Origin of the sequence: Hypericibacter adhaerens (assembly GCF_008728835.1) — a bacterium.
GTDB classification, from domain to species: domain Bacteria; phylum Pseudomonadota; class Alphaproteobacteria; order Dongiales; family Dongiaceae; genus Hypericibacter; species Hypericibacter adhaerens.
The window spans coordinates 944,735-961,107 of the sequence record NZ_CP042582.1; the positions used below are offsets into that span (position 1 = coordinate 944,735).

Here is a 16,373-nt window from a genome sequence, read left to right on the forward strand (position 1 = left end):
ACAGTCCATGTTCGGAAGCGCTTTCCCCTCCAGCGACATCGTCAGCACGTCCTACGGCGTGGCGATGCTGGCCACGCTCACGACCGGTCTCCTGGCGCTGGTCGGGCTGAGCTGGGTCTCGGACCGCTGGCGGGCGACGGTGGCGCTCTCGGGCGTGGCGCTGCTGGCCTCGGGCTTCCATTATTTCGAGGCCTCGCAGACCTGGATCGCGACGCAGCAGATGACGGCGGCCCCCCGCTATATCGGCTGGTTCGTGGTGCAGCCGCTGCAGGTCGCCGCGGTCTATTTCTTCGCCCGGATCGCCGGCCAGATCCCGGTCGGCATCTTCTGGCGCACGACGGCAGCCGCCATCCTGATGGTGCTGAGCCGCTATCTCGGCGATGCGCGGATCTTCGATCCGACGCTGGGCGTGCTGCTGTCGATGGCGTTCTGGCTCTACATCCTGGGCGAGATGTATTTCGGCTGGATGAGCGACGCGCTGCGCAAGTCGTCGCGGCCGATCCGCCTCGGCTATTTCTGGATCCGCCTCATCATGACGATCGGCTGGGCGATCTACCCGATCCTGCATTTCGTCGACGTCGTCATCGGCGCCGGGCACAGCCGCGGCGTCATCGTGCTCTACACGCTCGCAGACTTCGTGAATCTCGTAACCGTCTCCATGATCGTCCTCGCCGTCGCCGGCAAGGAACGCTTCTGAGGCAGAACCACTCTCTGCCGCTGAAGCGCGGCATCATGGGACAGGGGAGGACAGGACAATGACCGGCACGGACGCAATCGCCATCGTCATTCTGGCAACGGTACTCATCGCGATCGGTGTCTATCTGCTGCACTGGCTCTATAGGCACTCCTCGAAGGACCGCTCCTTCGTCCGGACCGGCCTCGGCGGCGAGCGGGTGGTGATGGGAGGCGGCGCCTTCGTCATCCCGATCGTGCACAACATCACGCGCGTCAACATGAACGCGCTGCCGTTGGAGATCCGGCGCGTCGGCGAGCAGTCGCTCATCACCAAGAACAAGATGCGCGTCGACGTGATCGCCGAGTTCTCCGTCCGGGTCATGCCGAGCCGGGAGGCGGTCTCGATCGCGGCCCGGACGCTGGGCGACCGCACCATGAACGCGCTCGAGCTCAAGGAGATCGTGCAGAGCCGTTTCATGGACGCGCTCTCGGCCGTGGCGGCGGGCATGACCATGGAGGAGATCCACGGCAACCGCATCCGCTTCATGGGCGAGGTGGGCACGGCCGTGGGCAAGACGCTGGCCGCGAACGGGCTCGAGCTCGAGAACGCGTCGCTGACGAGCTTCAACCAGTCGGACATCTCGGCCTTCAACCCGGCCAACGCCTTCGATGCCGAGGGCCTGACGCAGTTGACCGAGCAGATCGAGCAGCGGCGCAAGCTGCGCAACCAGATCGAGAACGACACCCGCATCTCGATCAAGCTCAAGGATTACGAGGCCGAGCAAAAGGCGCTCGAGATCGACCGCGACCTCGAATATGCGCGCATCGAGCAGGTGCGGGCGATCGAATCGCGCAAGGCCGAGCAGCAGGCCGCGATCGAGGAGGACCGCTCGAGCTCGGCGATCACGGTGCAGAACGCCAAGGTCCGTGCCGAGCAGGAGGCCGAGCGCGTCCGCATCGCCAAGGAGCGGCTGGTCGAGGCCGAGCGCATCGCCGCCGCCAACGAGATCAAGACGCTGGAGATCGAGCGCCAGCGCGACACCGACCTGACGGAGATCAATTCCCGCAAGGCGCTCGAGACCGAGCGGATCCTGCGCCAGCAGGAGATCGAGGCGGAGCGCATCGAGAACGAGCGCAAGGTGAAGGAGCTGGAGATCCGCTCGCGCCAGGACATCTCGCTCAAGGAGACCGCGGCCGGTGCCGAGGTCGACCGCGCCCGGCTCGAGAAGGAGAAGGAGGTCGAATCGAGCCGCATCGAGACCGCCAAGGCGATCGAGATCCGCGCCGTCGAGAAGGACAAGGAGGTCCGCATCAGCAACGAGCAGGCCGGGGCCGAGGAGGAGCGGGCGCGCATCCTCAGGCGCTACAGCGTCAATCTCGAGCGTCTGCGGAAGGACGAGGAGATCGACCATCTCGAGATCTCCAAGAACCAGAAGCTCAAGATCGCGGAGACCGCGGCCTATCGCAGCATCGAGGACGCCTCCATCACCGCCACCCGCGAGCTCGACGAGCTCCGGATCGCGGCGCGCAAGTTCATCGACCGCTTCGAGATCGAGCGGCAGAAGGAGGTCGAGATCGTCGACAAGGAGCGGCTCATCGAGGTCGTCAACAAGTCGATCGAGGAGGCCTATGCCCGGGCCAAGGCGGCCGAAGCCTGGAAGGAGCAGGCGGCGCTCGAGGAGCAGATCCACAGCGCCAAGGAGGAGGAGGTCGCGGGCCGCATGAAGCGCATCGAGCTCATCAACGCCTCGGCCAAGACCGAGCGCGAGGCGGAGCGCATGGTGGCGATGGCCAAGGCCGACAAGGAGGCCAAGGAGCTGCAGGCCCAGGCCGAGATCGCCGAGGCCAAGGCCGCCGAGGTGCGCTACGCCAAGGATGCGGCGGGCAACCGCCTGCTCAACGAGGCCGAGAACATGCGCTCGGAGGCGAGCCGCCGCAGCGCCATCTACGAGACCCTGGTGCGCAACCTGCAGCACATCATCCGCGAGACGGTCAAGCCGATGGAGCGGATCGATTCGATCAAGATCCTCCAGGTCGACGGCCTGCCCGGCCTCAACAGTCCCTCCGAAAGCGGCCAGGCGGGCGGCGCCGGCGGGAGCGGCGGTGGCAGCGGCAGCATGACCGATCGCGTCGTGAACTCGGCGATGAAGTATCGGACCCAGGTCGCCTTCGTCGACGGGCTGATGAAGGATCTGGGGCTGCCGATCGAGAATCTGGGCAGCGCCGGCGGCATGTCGTTCCGCAACTTCCCGGCGACGGACAAGGGCGGCAAGGACGGCGATGACTGATCCGGAGGCCGGCGGGAACGGACGGGATTGAGGGGCCATGAGCCCGTTGACGAAGACCCAGGCTTTGGATCGCCATGCGCTGGTCATGGCGATCTGGCTGGCCTTGGGATTGGTCGCGGTCATGCTGTTCGACTATGGCAGCGACGGGGGCGGCTGGATCGCGACCCTGTCGGCCTTCGGTGCCGTGCTCGCGGCCTTCATCGGCCACATCATCGTGAATGCCGTCTATGACACGGGCTTCAGCCGGCGCGAGCTGGCGCTGGGGCTGGTCATCTATGCGGGGGCGCTCGTCGCCTGCGGGCTGGCGGCGCTCCTCGTACCGGGATTCGGCGCCCGGAACTTCCTGCCGCTGAGCCTGGGTTTCGGCGGGCTCTTCGCCGCCGTCGTCTTCTACATGATCACGCATTTCGGCGTGCGCCGCAGCTTCGAGGCCTTCGATGTGATCGGCGATTTCGGGACTGACGGCCCCGACCGGAATTCGCGGCAGGAGCGGCGATGACGACGCCCTTCCTCATCCTGTCGGGACTGTTCTTCGCCTACGCGGTCTATATCGCAACGCGCTGCGCCCGATCCTTCGGCCGCCCGGAGGATTTCCTCGACGGCGCCCGCGAGATTCCGTCCTGGGCCACGATCTTCGCCGGCACCGGCGTGGTGGTGGCCGGCCTCGGCCTGCCGGACCATATCCTCCTGACCTCGCTCTACGGGCTGCAATACAGCCATGTCGCGGTCGGGCTGGTGCTGGTCGGGCTTTGCGGCGCCCTGGTGCAGAAGCGGATCTGGCTCGCCGCGCGCATCACCGGCCTCGGCACGATCGGCGACCTGATGGGCGAGTATTTCGGCAGCGTCGCGCTGCGCCTCTATCTTCTCGCCATCCTGTTCCTGTTCACGATCCCCTTCGCGGCCTACGGGCTGGGCGAGATCGGGCAGCTGGTCGAGGCCGCCACGGGGGGCTCGCTCCGCGCCGGCCTCGTGATCTGGGTCACCGCCTTCTTCCTCTTCCTTTATGCGGTCATCGGCGGCTGGCGGGCGGTGGTCTATGTCGTGGCCGGCCAGTCCTTCCTGGTCCTGACCCTGATCCTCTTCACCGGCGGCTTTGCCGGCATCACCTTCGACGGGCTGGCTCTGTTCACGAAGGGCATCGCCACGCCCGCCGGCATCCTCGCCGACCAGATCCCGGGCGTGATCCAGTTCACGGACGGGATCGGCAAGCAGCTGCCCACAGGCGGCCTCTGGACCACGGTCGCCATCCTTTCCTTCGCGCTGTCCCTGATCGGCATCGTGCTGAGCCCCGGCTTCGGCTTCCTCGGCATCACCAGCCAGACCCGGAAGGGCTTCGCCTTCGAGCAGGTCTGGATGACGGGCGGCATCGCGGCGGGCGCGCTGCTGCTGATCGCGCCGGTCATCGCCGCCGAGATCGCGGCCGCCGCGCCGGCCGGCCTTGCCGGAACGCCCGCCGCCTTCGCGGGCCTCGTCGCAAGGCTGGGCTCGATGGATCAGCTTCTGGGGATCGGCCTGCTGATGCTCCTGGTGGCAGCATTGCAGATCGGCATCGCCTTCTTCGCCAGCTCCGGCGCCAGCATCGTCACGATCGAGCTCGTCGCCCGCTATGTCCTGCCCGAGCTCTCGCCGGCCGGCCGCAAGCTCGCGGCGCGCATCGCGCTCGCGGCGATCTTCGCCGCCATCGCGCTCACGGCCAGCTTCGCGCCCTTGAGCGCCACCGTCTTCTCCTCCCTTGCCCTCAGCCTCGCGGCCCAGCTGCTGCCCGCCTTCCTCGGGCTCTGCTGGCTGCCCTGGGTCAGCCGCAGCGCCGTGCTGGCAGGGCTCGTGATCGGCATCATCATCGTCGTGTTTACAGAGCCCTTTGGGCTGATCCTGTTCGAGGGGCTGTTCCTCGACCTGCCCTGGGGACGCTGGCCGCTCACGATCCATTCCGCGGGCTGGGGCCTGGTCTTCAATGTCGCGGCCTGTCTGCTGGTCTCGCTCTTCACCCGCGGCGGCGAAGAGCGCGACCACCGCCAGCGGCTGCATGACGAGTTCGAGGCCGGTCAGCGCGCCGAGCCCGGCGGCCGGGCGATCCGCACCGCCCGATGGTCCTTGACCCTGATCTGGGCGTTCCTGGCGCTCGGTCCCGGGGCGATCCTCGGCAACAGCTTCTTCAGCCGCCCGATCTTCACCGGCGGCAACGTCGCCCTCGGCATGCCCTCGCTGCTCGTCTGGCAGATCTTCTTCTGGCTGATCGGGGTGCTGATCCTCTGGTGGCTCGCCTATCGCGGCCGCCTGTCGGTCATCGATGCGCTGCCGCAGCACCGATTGGCGTTGGGGTCGCCGCGCAGCCCGCTGCAGCGGCTGCCGACGCCGGGATGGATCGCGCGGTGGCTGGGCCGCGTGGCGGAACGCTGACGGCCAGGGCTTCGGGTTGGTTTCGCAACGGATGGGTGGATTGGAAAAGGCCGGCATCGATCTCAGGCGTCTGCGATATTTCATCGCCGTCTGCGAGCATGGCGGTTTTTCGCGCGCCTCGAGCTCGATCGGGATCGCGCAGCCGGCGCTCACCCGCCAGATCAAGCTCCTGGAGAAGGAGATCGGCTTCTCCCTGATCAACCGCAGCGGCCGGGGTGCCGAGCCCACCGAGGAAGGCCGCTTCCTCCTGACCCGCTCGCGGCGCTACCTGAATGGGCTCGACGAGATCGTCCAGGAGCTGAAGCATCGCTCCTCGACCCTGCGCGGCGAGGTCGTGCTCGGCATCTGCCCGACCATCGCACCCTTCCTGCTGCCCGACCTCGTCCTCCATCTTCATGGGAACTATCCGGGCCTGACGCTCTCGGTGATCGAGGCCTATAGCGGAGACCTGCAGAGCCTGGTCGCTCAGAACAAGCTCGACTTGTCGTTGACCTACCGGGCGAACGCGCGGTTGGAGGGCGATGCCGTGGCGCTGTTCTCCGAAAGGCTCGTGCTGGTGACGGCGCCCTCGCCGACGACGGACCGGCATCCGCGCACCTTGGCCGAGATCGCCCGCATGAAGCTGGTACTGCCCAGCGCCATCCATGAGCTGCGGCGGATCATCGACCGGGTCTGCGACAGCCGGCAGGTGACGCTGAAGCCGGAGCTGGAGCTGGATTCGCTGGATGCCGTGAAATCGGTCCTCATCGGCGAGGCGACGCCCTGCTCGACGATCCTGCCCTATCACAGCGTCAAGCGGGAGGTCGATGACGGGCAGCTCTCCTCCTTCGATATCGACGAGAGCCAGATGCAGCGCACCATCGCGGTGGTGCGGCCGAAGAGCGTCCGCAATTTCCAGGTGTCGACGGTGCTGGTCGATTACCTGGTCCAGCGGGCCGCGGCCCTCAAGGCGAAGCACGACACGCTGTTCTGAATCCGCTTGATCATCGCTCCGACACTTCTCCCGCGGGCCGCGAGCGCTCGTCCGTCGCTTGTGGATAAAAATGCCGCCGTCTGCTGCGGTCTCCTCGAACCAATCCGGGCGATGGATCGATCCGGCCAACCAATCATGAGCTTACAAGCGCTTCGTCAATGCCCTTAAACCGGTATAGGCGCGCCGGCCCGGGGGCTAGACGGCTATGGCAACGAAAATCGAAGCAGCATAAGTTATTTGTCTAGGGTGCATAAGCGGTTAGACCGTAGCGATCCGGCGCATGAAGGAGATCGCGGGGCACCCCCAGGGAGGGCTTCCGATGGATCTGAGGCAGCTTCGTTATTTCTCCAAAGTCGTCGAGACCGGCTCATTCTCGAAGGCGGCCAATCAGCTCCATGTCGCGCAACCGGCCTTGAGCCAACATGTGCGCCATATGGAGGACGAGCTCGGCATCACGCTGCTCCATCGTTCGACCCAGGGGGTCGCGGCCACCGAAGCCGGGCAGCGGCTGCTGCGCCATGCCAAGCGCATCCTGGCGGAGCTCGCGGAGATCCCCGACAGCGTGCGCGGCGAGGCGGTGGCGCCCCGCGGCGAGGTGCGCTTCGGCATGCCGGGCACGGTGAGCGAGCTGCTGGCGGCCCCCTTGATCGAGAGCGCCAAGGCGCGCTATCCCGAGGCCCGCATCCGCGTGGTCGAGGCCATGAGTGGCTTCATCCTGGGCTGGCTCAAGCGCGGCGATGTCGATCTTGCCATGATCTACTCGACCTCCGATCCGCGCGGGCTCGCGGTGCATCATGCCCTCTCGGAGGAGATCTGCATGTTCGCCAGCCCCGCGATGGAGGGGCAGGCCGATCTCGACGGCGACAATATCAGCCTCGCCGATGCCGCTTCGCTGCCGGTGGTGGTGCCGGGGCCGGGGCATGGCTTGCGCGAGCTGATCGACGATGCGGCCCAGTCGGCCCGCGTCTCGATCTCGCCGGCGATCGAGATGGACTCCTACAGCCAGATCAAGAAGCTGGTCCGGCGCGGGCTGGGTTACGGGATCCTGCCGCGCATGGCCGTCGACAAGGAGGCCGAGGCCGGCGACTTCCGGATCTGGCATTTCGCCAAGCCCAAGATCACCCGCAAGGTCTATCTGGCCTATTCCACCGAGCGGCCGCTGCTCAACGCGCCGCGGGCCATCGGCCAGCTCTCCTGGGAAATCCTGCGGCGGCTCGTGCGCGATGGCGAATGGACGGCGGAATTGTCCGACGACAGCCAGCGGCCGAACCTCTTCCAGTGATTGGACTATCGGCCAACGGCGCGGACCGGCGGGCGGTGTCGGCGCCTGCAAGATTCGCTATACCCGCCATTGCAAAATCATATTTGACTTAAACCCGCCGCGGCGCGTGAGTCCTGTCTGCGAAGACAAGGATCAGGAGCCATGCCCGGCGCGCTGGAGGGGACCACCGTCATCGCTCTGGAGCAGGCCGTGGCCGCGCCGTTCGCGACCTCGCGGCTGGCGGATGCGGGCGCGCGGGTCATCAAGCTCGAGCGGCCGGAGGGCGATTTCGCCCGCGGCTATGACGACTATGTGCACGGCCAGTCCAGCTATTTCGTCTGGAACAACCGCGGCAAGGAATCCTGCACCGTCGATCTGAAGCGGCCCGAGGATATGGGTCTCGTCGAGGCGATGCTGGCCAGGGCCGACGTTTTCATCCAGAACCTGGCGCCCGGCGCCACCGACCGTCTGGGGATCGGCAGCACCGCGCTGCGGGCGCGCTATCCCCGGCTCGTGGTCTGCGACATCGGCGGCTATGCGCCCGGCACGCCCGACGAGAGCCGCAAGGCCTACGATCTCCTGATCCAGGCCGAGGCGGGTCTCGCCGGCGTGACCGGGTCGGAAGCCTCGGGCCCCACCCGCGTCGGCATCTCGATCAGCGATATCGCGACGGGGCAGGCGGCCTATGCCGCGATCCTGCAGGCGCTCCTCCAGCGCGAGCGCACCGGCAAGGGCAGCCATCTCCAGATCTCGCTCTTCGACACCATCGCGGAGTATCTCAACGTCCCCTATCTGACGCGGCGCTATGGCGGCAAGGAGCCGCGCCGCATCGGCCTCGCCCATCCCTCGATCGCGCCCTATGGCGTGTTCCATGCCAGCGACGGCGACATCCTGATCGCGATCCAGAACGAGCGCGAATGGAAGGTGTTCTGCGATGAGGTGCTGGGCGATCCGGCCATGCCGGCCGATCCGCGCTTCGAACGCAACACGGCGCGGGTGCAGAACCGGGAGGAGCTGGACCGGCGGGTCCAGGAGCGGATCGGCGGGTTCACCATCGACGCGCTCGCGACGCTGCTCGACCGGGTGCGCATCGCCTATGGCCGGGTCTCGACGATGGCGGATCTGGCGCATCATCGCAGCGCCACGACCGCGCGGGTGGAGACGCCGGAAGGTGCCGTCGAGCTGATGGCGCCGCCGGTCATCGTCGATGGCCAGCGCCCCAGCCTGCGCCGGGTTCCGCGGCTGGGCGAGCATGACCAGCCCTTGCGCCACGAATTCTGCGGTCGCCCCGAGACGATCAGGCGCGGCCTAGCCCGAGGAGCCAAATCATGAGTCTCACCAGGGATCTCGTCCGTCTCATCCGGGCGAAGCCAGTCTCGGAGGAGGATCTGCGCTGGTCGGCGCTGTTCGTGCTCGACACGCTGTGCTGCGCGCTGGGCGCGCTCAAGACCGAGCCCGCGCGCATGCTGAGGGCCGTGGCTCCGCCCGAGAGCGGCGACACCGCGCGGCGTGCCTTCTATCTGGGCGGGCTCGCCCATATCCTCGAGATGGATGACCTCCACCGCCAGTCCGTGGTCCATCCGGGCTCGGTCGTCATCCCGGCCGCCTGGGCGCTCGCCGAGGAGCGCAATCTGGGCGGCCGCGCCTTCCTCAAGGCGGTGCTGGCGGGCTACGAGGCCTGCTGCCGCGTCGGCATGGCGGTCGGCAAGGCGCATTACCGCATCTGGCACAACACCTCGACCTGCGGACCCTTCGGCTCGGCGATGGCGTCGGCCGAGCTGATCGGCCTGACGGAGGACGAAGCCGTCTGGGCGCTCGGCAATGCTGGCACGCAATCCTCGGGGCTCTGGGAATTCCTCGCCGCCGGCGCCATGAGCAAGCATCTGCACACGGCCCGCGCCGCGGAATCGGGCGTGCTCGCGGCACTGCTGGCCAAGGAGGGCTTCACCGGCTCCGACCGGATCCTCGAGGGCGAGAAGGGCTTCTTCGCCGGACTCTGCCCCGATCCTGTCCCGGCGGCCGTCACCGCCGATCCGGAGGCGCCCTGGGAGCTGGTGCGGACCTCGATCAAGCCCTGGCCCTGCTGCCGCCATACCCATCCGACGATCGACGCGGCCATCGCACTCCATGGCGAGCTGAAGGGTGCCGTGCCCGCGCGCATCACCGTCGGTACCTACCAGGCGGCCCTCGATGTCTGCGACCGGCCGCAGCCGGAAGATCCCTACAGCGCGAAGTTCTCGCTGCAGCATTGCGTGGCGATCGCGCTCATGGATGGTCGGGTCGTGCAGTCGAGCTTCGGACCCGAAGCCCGTGCCCGGGCGGCCGAGCTGCGCAAGAAGGTCGAGATCGCGAGATCGCCTTCGATCGACGCCGCCTATCCGGATGCCTGGGGCGCCGACGTCTCGGTCGAGACCACTGATGGCCGTAAGTTCAACGCGCTCCGCCGCGCCTGCAAGGGCGACCCGGAGAATCCGGTCACGAGCGCCGAGCTCGCGGTCAAGGGCCGGATGCTGCTGACCGAGGGCGGCATGACGCCGGCCGAGGCCGACGGCTTCATCGCGTCCGTGGAAGCGCTGACCGAGGACCGGCCCGTCGCGTCGCTGGGCCTTTTCCGGCGCGGCGAGGCGCCGGTCGTGAAACGGCGGAGCGCCTGATCGATGCTCGAGGCCGAAGACCATCCGGAAATCCGCGACGCGGTCCGCAAGCTCTGCGCGCAGTTCCCCGGCGAGTATTGGCGCAAGCTCGATGCGAGCCGGGCCTATCCGCAAGCGTTCGTGACGGCCCTGACCGAGGCCGGCTATCTCGCGACGCTGATCCCCGAGGAATATGGCGGGGCGGGGCTGACGCTCTCGGCCGCCGCCGCCGTGCTGGAGGAGATCCAGCGCGCCGGCTGCAACGGCGCCGCCTGCCATGCGCAGATGTACACCATGGGCACCGTGCTCCGGCATGGCAATGCGGACCAGAAGCAGCGCTACCTGCCGGGGATCGCGTCCGGCAAGCTCAGGCTCCAGGCCTTCGGCGTGACCGAACCGACGAGCGGCACCGACACCACCTCGCTCAGGACCTTCGCGCGCAAGGAGGGCGGCCACTACGTCGTCAACGGCCAGAAGATCTGGACCAGCCGCGCCGAATATTCCGACCTGATGCTGCTGCTCGCCCGTACCACGCCGCGCGACCAGGTCGCCAAGCGCACCGACGGGCTCTCGGTCTTCGTGCTCGACATGCGCGAAGCATTGAAGGCGGGGCTCACCATCCGGCCGATCCGCACCATGATGAACCACTCGACCACCGAGGTGTTCTTCGACAATGTGTGCGTCCCGGCCGAGAACCTGGTGGGCGAGGAGGGCAAGGGCTTCCGCTACATCCTCTCCGGCATGAATGCCGAGCGCATCCTCATCGCCGCCGAATGCGTCGGCGACGCGAAATGGCTGATCGAGAAGGCCTCGGGCTATGCCAAGGAGCGCGTGGTGTTCGGCCGGCCGATCGGCCAGAACCAGGGCATCCAGTTCCCGATCGCGCGCGCCTACGCCAATATGCGCGCGGCCGAGCTCATGGTGAAGGAAGCGGTCCGTCTCTACGAAGCGGGCCGGGATTGCGGTGCCGAGGCCAACATGGCGAAGATGCTGGCGGCCGATGCCTCGAACGAGGCGGCCAATGCCTGCATCCAGACCCATGGCGGCTTCGGCTTCGCCGAGGAATATGATGTCGAGCGCAAGTTCCGCGAGACCCGGCTCTATCAGGTGGCGCCGATCTCGACCAACCTGATCCTGTCCTATCTCTCCGAGCATGTGCTGGGCATGCCGCGGTCCTATTGAAGGGACGGCCTCTGATGAGCGCGAAACCTGACCGGACAGACGGCGTCACGAAGCCCTTCCCGGAATGGATCGGCCGGCGCAGCGAGGCGCAGGACCTTGTCACCGAGCGGCTGGTCCGGGGCTTTCGCGCGATCTTCGATCCGCATCTGGCGCCGGTCGACAGCGAGGCCGCGCCGCTGGGCTTCCATTGGTGCCTCTCGCCCGCCATCGCCGGCATGGCGGCGCTGGGGCCGGACGGTCATCCGGCCAAGAATCTGCATCTGCCGCAGGTGCCGCAGCCGCGGCGGATGTGGGCCGGGGGCTCGATCGAAACATTCGATGTCTTGCGGACGGGCGATCTCGTCCGGCGGGTCTCGACCATCGTCGACATCACCGAGAAGCAGGGCCGCAGCGGCTCGCTCTGCTTCGTGGCGGTCGATCACGACTATCTGACGGAACGCGGGCTCGCCATCCGCGAGCGGCACGACATCGTCTATCGCGAGGCGGCGAAACCGGGCTCGGCGGCGCCGTCGACCGGCGGCGACAAGGCAGCAGCGGCGCCGGTCGCCCGCTCCTGGGCGATCGAGACCAGCCCCACGCTGCTCTTCCGCTATTCCGCCATCACCTTCAACGGCCACCGTATCCACTACGACCGGCCCTACGCGACCGAGGTCGAGGGCTATCCGGGCTTGGTCGTCCATGGCCCGCTGCAGGCGACATTGCTCTTCAACCTCGCTGCCGCAGAGGGCGGCAGGGCCCCGCGGCGCTTCGAGTATCGCGGCCTGTCGCCGGCGTTCAGCGGCGCGACCCTCGCGGTTTGCGCCGGCGGCCCGGGCGCGGAAAACGTCTTCTGGACGCAAGGGCCCGACGGTCAGCGTCACATGGAAGCGCGCGCAACCGACGCGTGAGACAGGCGGGCCGTTCCTGCCGACAGGCCGGTCCCGCAGGACAGCAAGGAGATTTCCCATGGCTGCCGAAGGTTCCGCTCCCAGCGCCGCGATCGAGCCGGCCAAGGGCATCTTCATCGACAATCGCTGGCGGCCCTCCCATTCCGGCCGCACGGTCGATGTCTATGCACCGGCCGAAGGCACCGTCTTCGCGCGGATCGCGGCCGGCGATGCCGCCGACATCGACGCGGCGGTCGCCGCCGCCCGCAAGGCGCGGGAGACCGGCGCCTGGGGCCGGCTCGCGCCGGCCGAACGCGGCCGGATCCTCTCCAGGCTCGGGCTTCTCGTGCTCGATCATGCCGAGGAGCTGGCGCTCCTCGAGGCGCGCGACACCGGCAAGCCGATGAAGCAGGCCCGTGCCGACATCCAGGCCTGCGCCCGCTATTTCGAGTTCTTCGGCGGGGCCGCCGACAAGTTCCATGGCGAGACCATCCCCTTCATGAACGGCTATTTCGTCGCCACCGAGCGCGAGCCGCATGGCGTGACCGGCCATATCATCCCCTGGAACTATCCAGCCCAGATGTTCGGCCGGACCCTGGCGCCGGCGCTCGCGGTCGGCAATGCCACGGTCATCAAGCCCGCCGAGGATGCCTGCCTCACGCCGCTGCGGCTGGCGGAGCTTGCGGCTGAGGCGGGCTTTCCCGAAGGTGCCATCAATCTTGTCCCCGGCATCGGCACCGAAGCCGGGGCCGCCCTCATCGCCCATCGCGGCATCGATTTCCTCTCCTTCACCGGCAGTCCCGAGGTGGGCGTGCTGGTCCAGACGGCGGCCGCGCGCAACCACATCCCCTGCACGCTCGAGCTGGGCGGGAAGTCGCCGCAGATCGTGTTCGCCGATGTCGATCTCGACTCCGCCCTGCCGAGCCTCGTCAACGCCATCGTGCAGAACGCGGGCCAGACCTGCTCGGCGGGCTCGCGGCTCCTGGTCGAGAAGAGCGCCTATGACCGGGTGGTGGGCGCGGTGAGCAACCGCTTCGCCACCCTGCGCGCCGGCACGCCGGCGATGGATCTCGATCTCGGACCCCTGATCAACCCGCGCCAGAAGAAGCGGGTCGAGACCTTCTGCGCCAACGCGGCCACGGACGGCATCACGCTCCTCGCCGAGGGCCGGATCGCCGACGGCGTGCCGAAGGACGGCTACTTCGTGGCGCCGAAGCTGTTCGGCCCGGTGGCGCGGGCGAACACGCTGGCGCGCGACGAGGTGTTCGGGCCGATCCTGGCGGTGCTGCCTTTCGAGGACGAGAGCGACGCGGTGGCGCTCGCCAACGGGACGGATTTCGGCCTGATCGCCGGCGTTTGGACGCGGGACGCCAAGCGCGCCACGCGCGTCGGCCGCAAGGTGAAGGCGGGGCAGGTCTATATCAACGCCTACGGGGCCGGCGGCGGCATCGAGCTGCCCTTCGGTGGCATGAAGAAGTCCGGCCATGGGCGCGAGAAGGGCATGGCGGCCCTCCAGGATGTCACCACGCTCAAGACCCTCGTGATGAAGCACGATTGAGCGCGTGTTCGCGGGCCTCGGCCGGCGAAGCGGACGGGAGGGGTGCTGCTAGCGGAGCGTGGCCGTCCGCCGCTCGAGCGCGCGGATCACCGCGATCATGTCGGCGCCGCCGAGGCCCTGGGCCTGGGTCTCGCCATAGAGGGCGTGGCAGGCATCGAGCAGCGGCGAAGCGATCTGTGCCGCCCGCGCGGCCTCGGCCACCAGCCGGTTGTTCTCCAGCACGTTCGAGATCGCGGCCTGCACGGCGAAATCCTGCGCGACCAGCTTCGCCAGCTTGAGGCGCGACACCTCGCTCGCCATCGGCCCGGCATCGAGAATGGCGGCGAAGCGCTCGAGATCGAGCCCCTGGCGCCGGGCGAAATGCGTCGCCTCCGCCAAGCCCGTCACCATGGTGATCAGGAAGATGTTCACCGCCAGCTTCATCAGGAGCGCGCCGGGCACGGCACCGCAGATCACGGACTCCCGGCAGAGCGGCGCCAGCAGCGTCTGCACCACCGACAGGTCTTCGGGCTCGCCTGCGAGCATCGCCACCAGCCGGCCGGCCTCCGCCGGCTTGCGCGAGCCGGAGACCGGCGCCTCCACATAGCGGCCGCCCTCGGCACGGATGTCGGCCGCGAGGGTCCGCGAATAGTCGGGCGCCATCGTCGCCATGTTGACGATGAGGCGCCCCTTGACCCGGTCGCGGAACGCGCTGCCGCCACGGTCGAGCACGCTGTCCATCGCGGCATCGTCGGCCAGCATCAGGATCACGGTCTCGCACCGGGCGAAGAGCTCGGCGGCACCCTGCGCGATCGCGGCGCCGGCCTCGGCCAAAGCGCGATATCGGCCGGGCGAGCGGTTCCAAACCAGGAGCGGCTGGCCCGCCTTCGCCAGGTTGAGCGCCATGGGCTCGCCCATGACGCCGAGACCGATGAAACCGACCAGCGCCGGCGCGGGCGTCGAAGCGGCCTCTCCGTCAGGTTCGTGGCCGGCCCGGCCCGCCGATGGCAGATCGAGCTGGAAGGAGAGCGACGCGCCAACCGGGCCGGAGGGCCGGAAGCCGAGCTTCCGCACCAGGCGGCAGGCCGCGACATTCTCGTGGAGCACATGCGCCTGCAAGCTCGCGAGCCCGCGCTCGCAGGCATGCCGGATCATGTGGCCCAGCAAGGCGGCGCCGATCCCCTGCTGCTGCAGATCGGATCGGACGATCAGCGCGGTTTCCGCGGCTTCGGCAGAAACAGCAGCGAGACCAGCGACAGCGGCCACCTCGCCGGTCGGCTCCAGCGCCAGGAAGATCTCGGTTCGAGGGTCGCCGATGCCGAGCCGCCGGAGGGTCGCGGCCGGGTCCCGCGAGGGCAGGGCGCCGCCGAAGCGCTGCCGCAGGTCGCCCGGCGCCAGGCGATGCAGGAAACGGCAGAGGGCGCTCCGATCCATCAGCAGCTGCGACAGCGGTGCGAAGCGCAGGGACAGAGGAGGAGTGTCGCTGCCGCCGCGGCTGGCGCGAGGCGCGGGCATCCGGGCACGAGTCCCGCCTCTGTCCATGAGAGTCTGCATCGATCTTCCGCCTTCCGGGGGACAGGGGCTGTCCTCCTCGAGCGAAAAGATGGTGGCTGGGGCGTGGCGGCGGCAAATGAATTGGAATGCCGCCTGACTCAGCTCCGTTCACCCGTCTTTCGCGGCCTGCTTCAGCCACTCGGCGAACGCGCGCAGCTCCGGGCGGGCATCGGCCTCGGGCCCTTCGACCAGCCAGTAGCCGGTGGTCGCGTCGACTGTCGGCGTCGCGGCTTCGACGAGGTGCCCCGCCGCGAGCTCCGGATCGATCAAGGGGCGACGGCCGATCGCGATGCCGAGCCCGGCCGCCGCGGCATCGGTCGCCATATGCACCGTGTCGAAGCTCAACCCGGTCGAGAGGTCGATATCCGAGAGGCCGGCAGCGGCAAGCCAGGCGGCCCAATCCTCCGCCGCGGAGGTGACATGGAGGAGAGGGAGTGCGGCGAGATCCAGGCGGCGGCCGCGCTTCTTGTGACGATCCCGGAATGCGGGCGCGCAGACCGGCACGAGCCGTTCGGTGAAGAGGCAGGTCGATGCCAGGTCGGGCCAGGGCGCGCGCGCCATCCGAACCGCGAGATCGACATTGTCGACGGGAAAACCCATCACCCGGTGCGAGGTGTCGATCGCGATGGCGATATCGGGATGCCGGGTCCGGAAATCGCCGAGCCGGGGCAGGAGCCAGCGGGAGGCGAAGGTCGGCGCCGCGCTGATAGAGACATGCCGGTGGCCGCGCGCGTTGGGCAGCCGGCGGGTGCCGACGGCGATCATCGCCAGCGCCTCCGAAACGAAGGCGAGATAGTCCTTTCCCGCCGCCGTCAGGACGACGCCGTTGGTCCGCCGCTCGAAGAGCGCGGTGCCGAGCCAGCGCTCCAGCGTCAGGATGCCGTGGCTGACGGCGCTCGGCGTGAGATGCAGCTCGTCCGCCGCCAGCTTGAAGCTCTGCAAGCGGCCGGCCGCCTCGAAGAGGCGCAAGGCGGAAAGGGGCGGAAGCTGCAGGGCCATGTTCG

13 protein-coding genes are annotated in these 16,373 nt (G+C 68.3%); 11 read left to right on the forward strand and 2 right to left on the reverse strand.

Going from position 1 to position 16,373, the window contains the following annotated elements:
• Positions 1-7 precede the first annotated feature (7 nt).
• The 11 genes from FRZ61_RS04235 (at position 8) to FRZ61_RS04285 (ending at position 13,836) form a co-directional block, all read left to right on the forward strand.
• Positions 8-697 carry a bacteriorhodopsin gene (locus tag FRZ61_RS04235; protein ID WP_191909291.1) on the forward strand — a complete coding sequence of 230 codons (690 nt, stop codon included), beginning with the start codon at positions 8-10 and terminating at the stop codon, positions 695-697.
• 58 nt (positions 698-755) lie between these two features.
• Positions 756-2,963 carry a flotillin family protein gene (locus tag FRZ61_RS04240; protein WP_151115132.1) on the forward strand — a complete coding sequence of 736 codons (2,208 nt, stop codon included), beginning with the start codon at positions 756-758 and terminating at the stop codon, positions 2,961-2,963.
• A 37-nt stretch (positions 2,964-3,000) separates the two neighbouring features.
• Entirely contained in the window at positions 3,001-3,462 is a 462-nt protein-coding gene (locus FRZ61_RS04245; protein WP_151115133.1) for a hypothetical protein, read from the forward strand.
• Positions 3,459-5,363 carry a hypothetical protein gene (locus FRZ61_RS04250; protein WP_151115134.1) on the forward strand — a complete coding sequence of 635 codons (1,905 nt, stop codon included), beginning with the start codon at positions 3,459-3,461 and terminating at the stop codon, positions 5,361-5,363. The genes FRZ61_RS04245 and FRZ61_RS04250 overlap by 4 nt, the downstream gene beginning before the upstream one ends.
• A gap of 40 nt (positions 5,364-5,403) precedes the next feature.
• Positions 5,404-6,336 (forward strand): LysR family transcriptional regulator, encoded by a 933-nt coding sequence (locus FRZ61_RS04255; protein ID WP_191909292.1) that lies wholly within the window; start codon positions 5,404-5,406, stop codon positions 6,334-6,336.
• A 319-nt stretch (positions 6,337-6,655) separates the two neighbouring features.
• Positions 6,656-7,618 (forward strand): LysR family transcriptional regulator, encoded by a 963-nt coding sequence (locus FRZ61_RS04260; protein ID WP_151115136.1) that lies wholly within the window; start codon positions 6,656-6,658, stop codon positions 7,616-7,618.
• 141 nt (positions 7,619-7,759) lie between these two features.
• Positions 7,760-8,929 (forward strand): CaiB/BaiF CoA transferase family protein, encoded by a 1,170-nt coding sequence (locus tag FRZ61_RS04265; RefSeq protein ID WP_151115137.1) that lies wholly within the window; start codon positions 7,760-7,762, stop codon positions 8,927-8,929.
• The gene (locus FRZ61_RS04270) at positions 8,926-10,251 is read left to right on the forward strand and encodes an MmgE/PrpD family protein (RefSeq protein ID WP_151115138.1); all 1,326 of its coding nucleotides are present in this window, start codon (positions 8,926-8,928) and stop codon (positions 10,249-10,251) included. Before FRZ61_RS04265 ends, FRZ61_RS04270 begins: the two co-directional genes overlap by 4 nt.
• A 3-nt stretch (positions 10,252-10,254) precedes the next feature.
• Positions 10,255-11,412 carry an acyl-CoA dehydrogenase family protein gene (locus FRZ61_RS04275; RefSeq protein WP_151115139.1) on the forward strand — a complete coding sequence of 386 codons (1,158 nt, stop codon included), beginning with the start codon at positions 10,255-10,257 and terminating at the stop codon, positions 11,410-11,412.
• Positions 11,413-11,426: 14 nt separating this feature from the next.
• On the forward strand, positions 11,427-12,299 hold the full coding sequence (locus FRZ61_RS04280) for an FAS1-like dehydratase domain-containing protein (protein WP_151115140.1): 873 nt from the start codon (positions 11,427-11,429) through the stop codon (positions 12,297-12,299).
• 58 nt (positions 12,300-12,357) lie between these two features.
• Positions 12,358-13,836: an aldehyde dehydrogenase family protein gene (locus tag FRZ61_RS04285; RefSeq protein ID WP_151115141.1), complete on the forward strand. Its 1,479-nt coding sequence runs from the start codon at positions 12,358-12,360 to the stop codon at positions 13,834-13,836.
• 48 nt (positions 13,837-13,884) lie between these two features.
• Here the strand turns inward: FRZ61_RS04285 and FRZ61_RS04290 are convergent, their stop codons facing one another.
• Together FRZ61_RS04290 and FRZ61_RS04295 are read right to left on the reverse strand one after the other, a co-directional pair.
• Positions 13,885-15,330, reverse strand: a complete 1,446-nt coding sequence (locus FRZ61_RS04290; RefSeq protein ID WP_225309107.1) for a GNAT family N-acetyltransferase — start codon at positions 15,328-15,330, stop codon at positions 13,885-13,887.
• Positions 15,331-15,477: 147 nt separating this feature from the next.
• The gene (locus FRZ61_RS04295) at positions 15,478-16,368 is read right to left on the reverse strand and encodes a LysR substrate-binding domain-containing protein (protein ID WP_151115142.1); all 891 of its coding nucleotides are present in this window, start codon (positions 16,366-16,368) and stop codon (positions 15,478-15,480) included.
• Positions 16,369-16,373 lie beyond the last annotated feature (5 nt).

Coding starts and splice junctions, on each gene's coding strand:
- FRZ61_RS04235 (WP_191909291.1), top strand. CDS start 8: ATGTTCGGAAGCGCTTTCCCCTCCAGCGACATCGTCAGCACGTCCTAC.
- FRZ61_RS04240 (WP_151115132.1), top strand. CDS start 756: ATGACCGGCACGGACGCAATCGCCATCGTCATTCTGGCAACGGTACTC.
- FRZ61_RS04245 (WP_151115133.1), top strand. CDS start 3,001: ATGAGCCCGTTGACGAAGACCCAGGCTTTGGATCGCCATGCGCTGGTC.
- FRZ61_RS04250 (WP_151115134.1), top strand. CDS start 3,459: ATGACGACGCCCTTCCTCATCCTGTCGGGACTGTTCTTCGCCTACGCG.
- FRZ61_RS04260 (WP_151115136.1), top strand. CDS start 6,656: ATGGATCTGAGGCAGCTTCGTTATTTCTCCAAAGTCGTCGAGACCGGC.
- FRZ61_RS04265 (WP_151115137.1), top strand. CDS start 7,760: ATGCCCGGCGCGCTGGAGGGGACCACCGTCATCGCTCTGGAGCAGGCC.
- FRZ61_RS04270 (WP_151115138.1), top strand. CDS start 8,926: ATGAGTCTCACCAGGGATCTCGTCCGTCTCATCCGGGCGAAGCCAGTC.
- FRZ61_RS04275 (WP_151115139.1), top strand. CDS start 10,255: ATGCTCGAGGCCGAAGACCATCCGGAAATCCGCGACGCGGTCCGCAAG.
- FRZ61_RS04280 (WP_151115140.1), top strand. CDS start 11,427: ATGAGCGCGAAACCTGACCGGACAGACGGCGTCACGAAGCCCTTCCCG.
- FRZ61_RS04285 (WP_151115141.1), top strand. CDS start 12,358: ATGGCTGCCGAAGGTTCCGCTCCCAGCGCCGCGATCGAGCCGGCCAAG.
- FRZ61_RS04290 (WP_225309107.1), bottom strand. CDS start 15,330: ATGCCCGCGCCTCGCGCCAGCCGCGGCGGCAGCGACACTCCTCCTCTG.
- FRZ61_RS04295 (WP_151115142.1), bottom strand. CDS start 16,368: ATGGCCCTGCAGCTTCCGCCCCTTTCCGCCTTGCGCCTCTTCGAGGCG.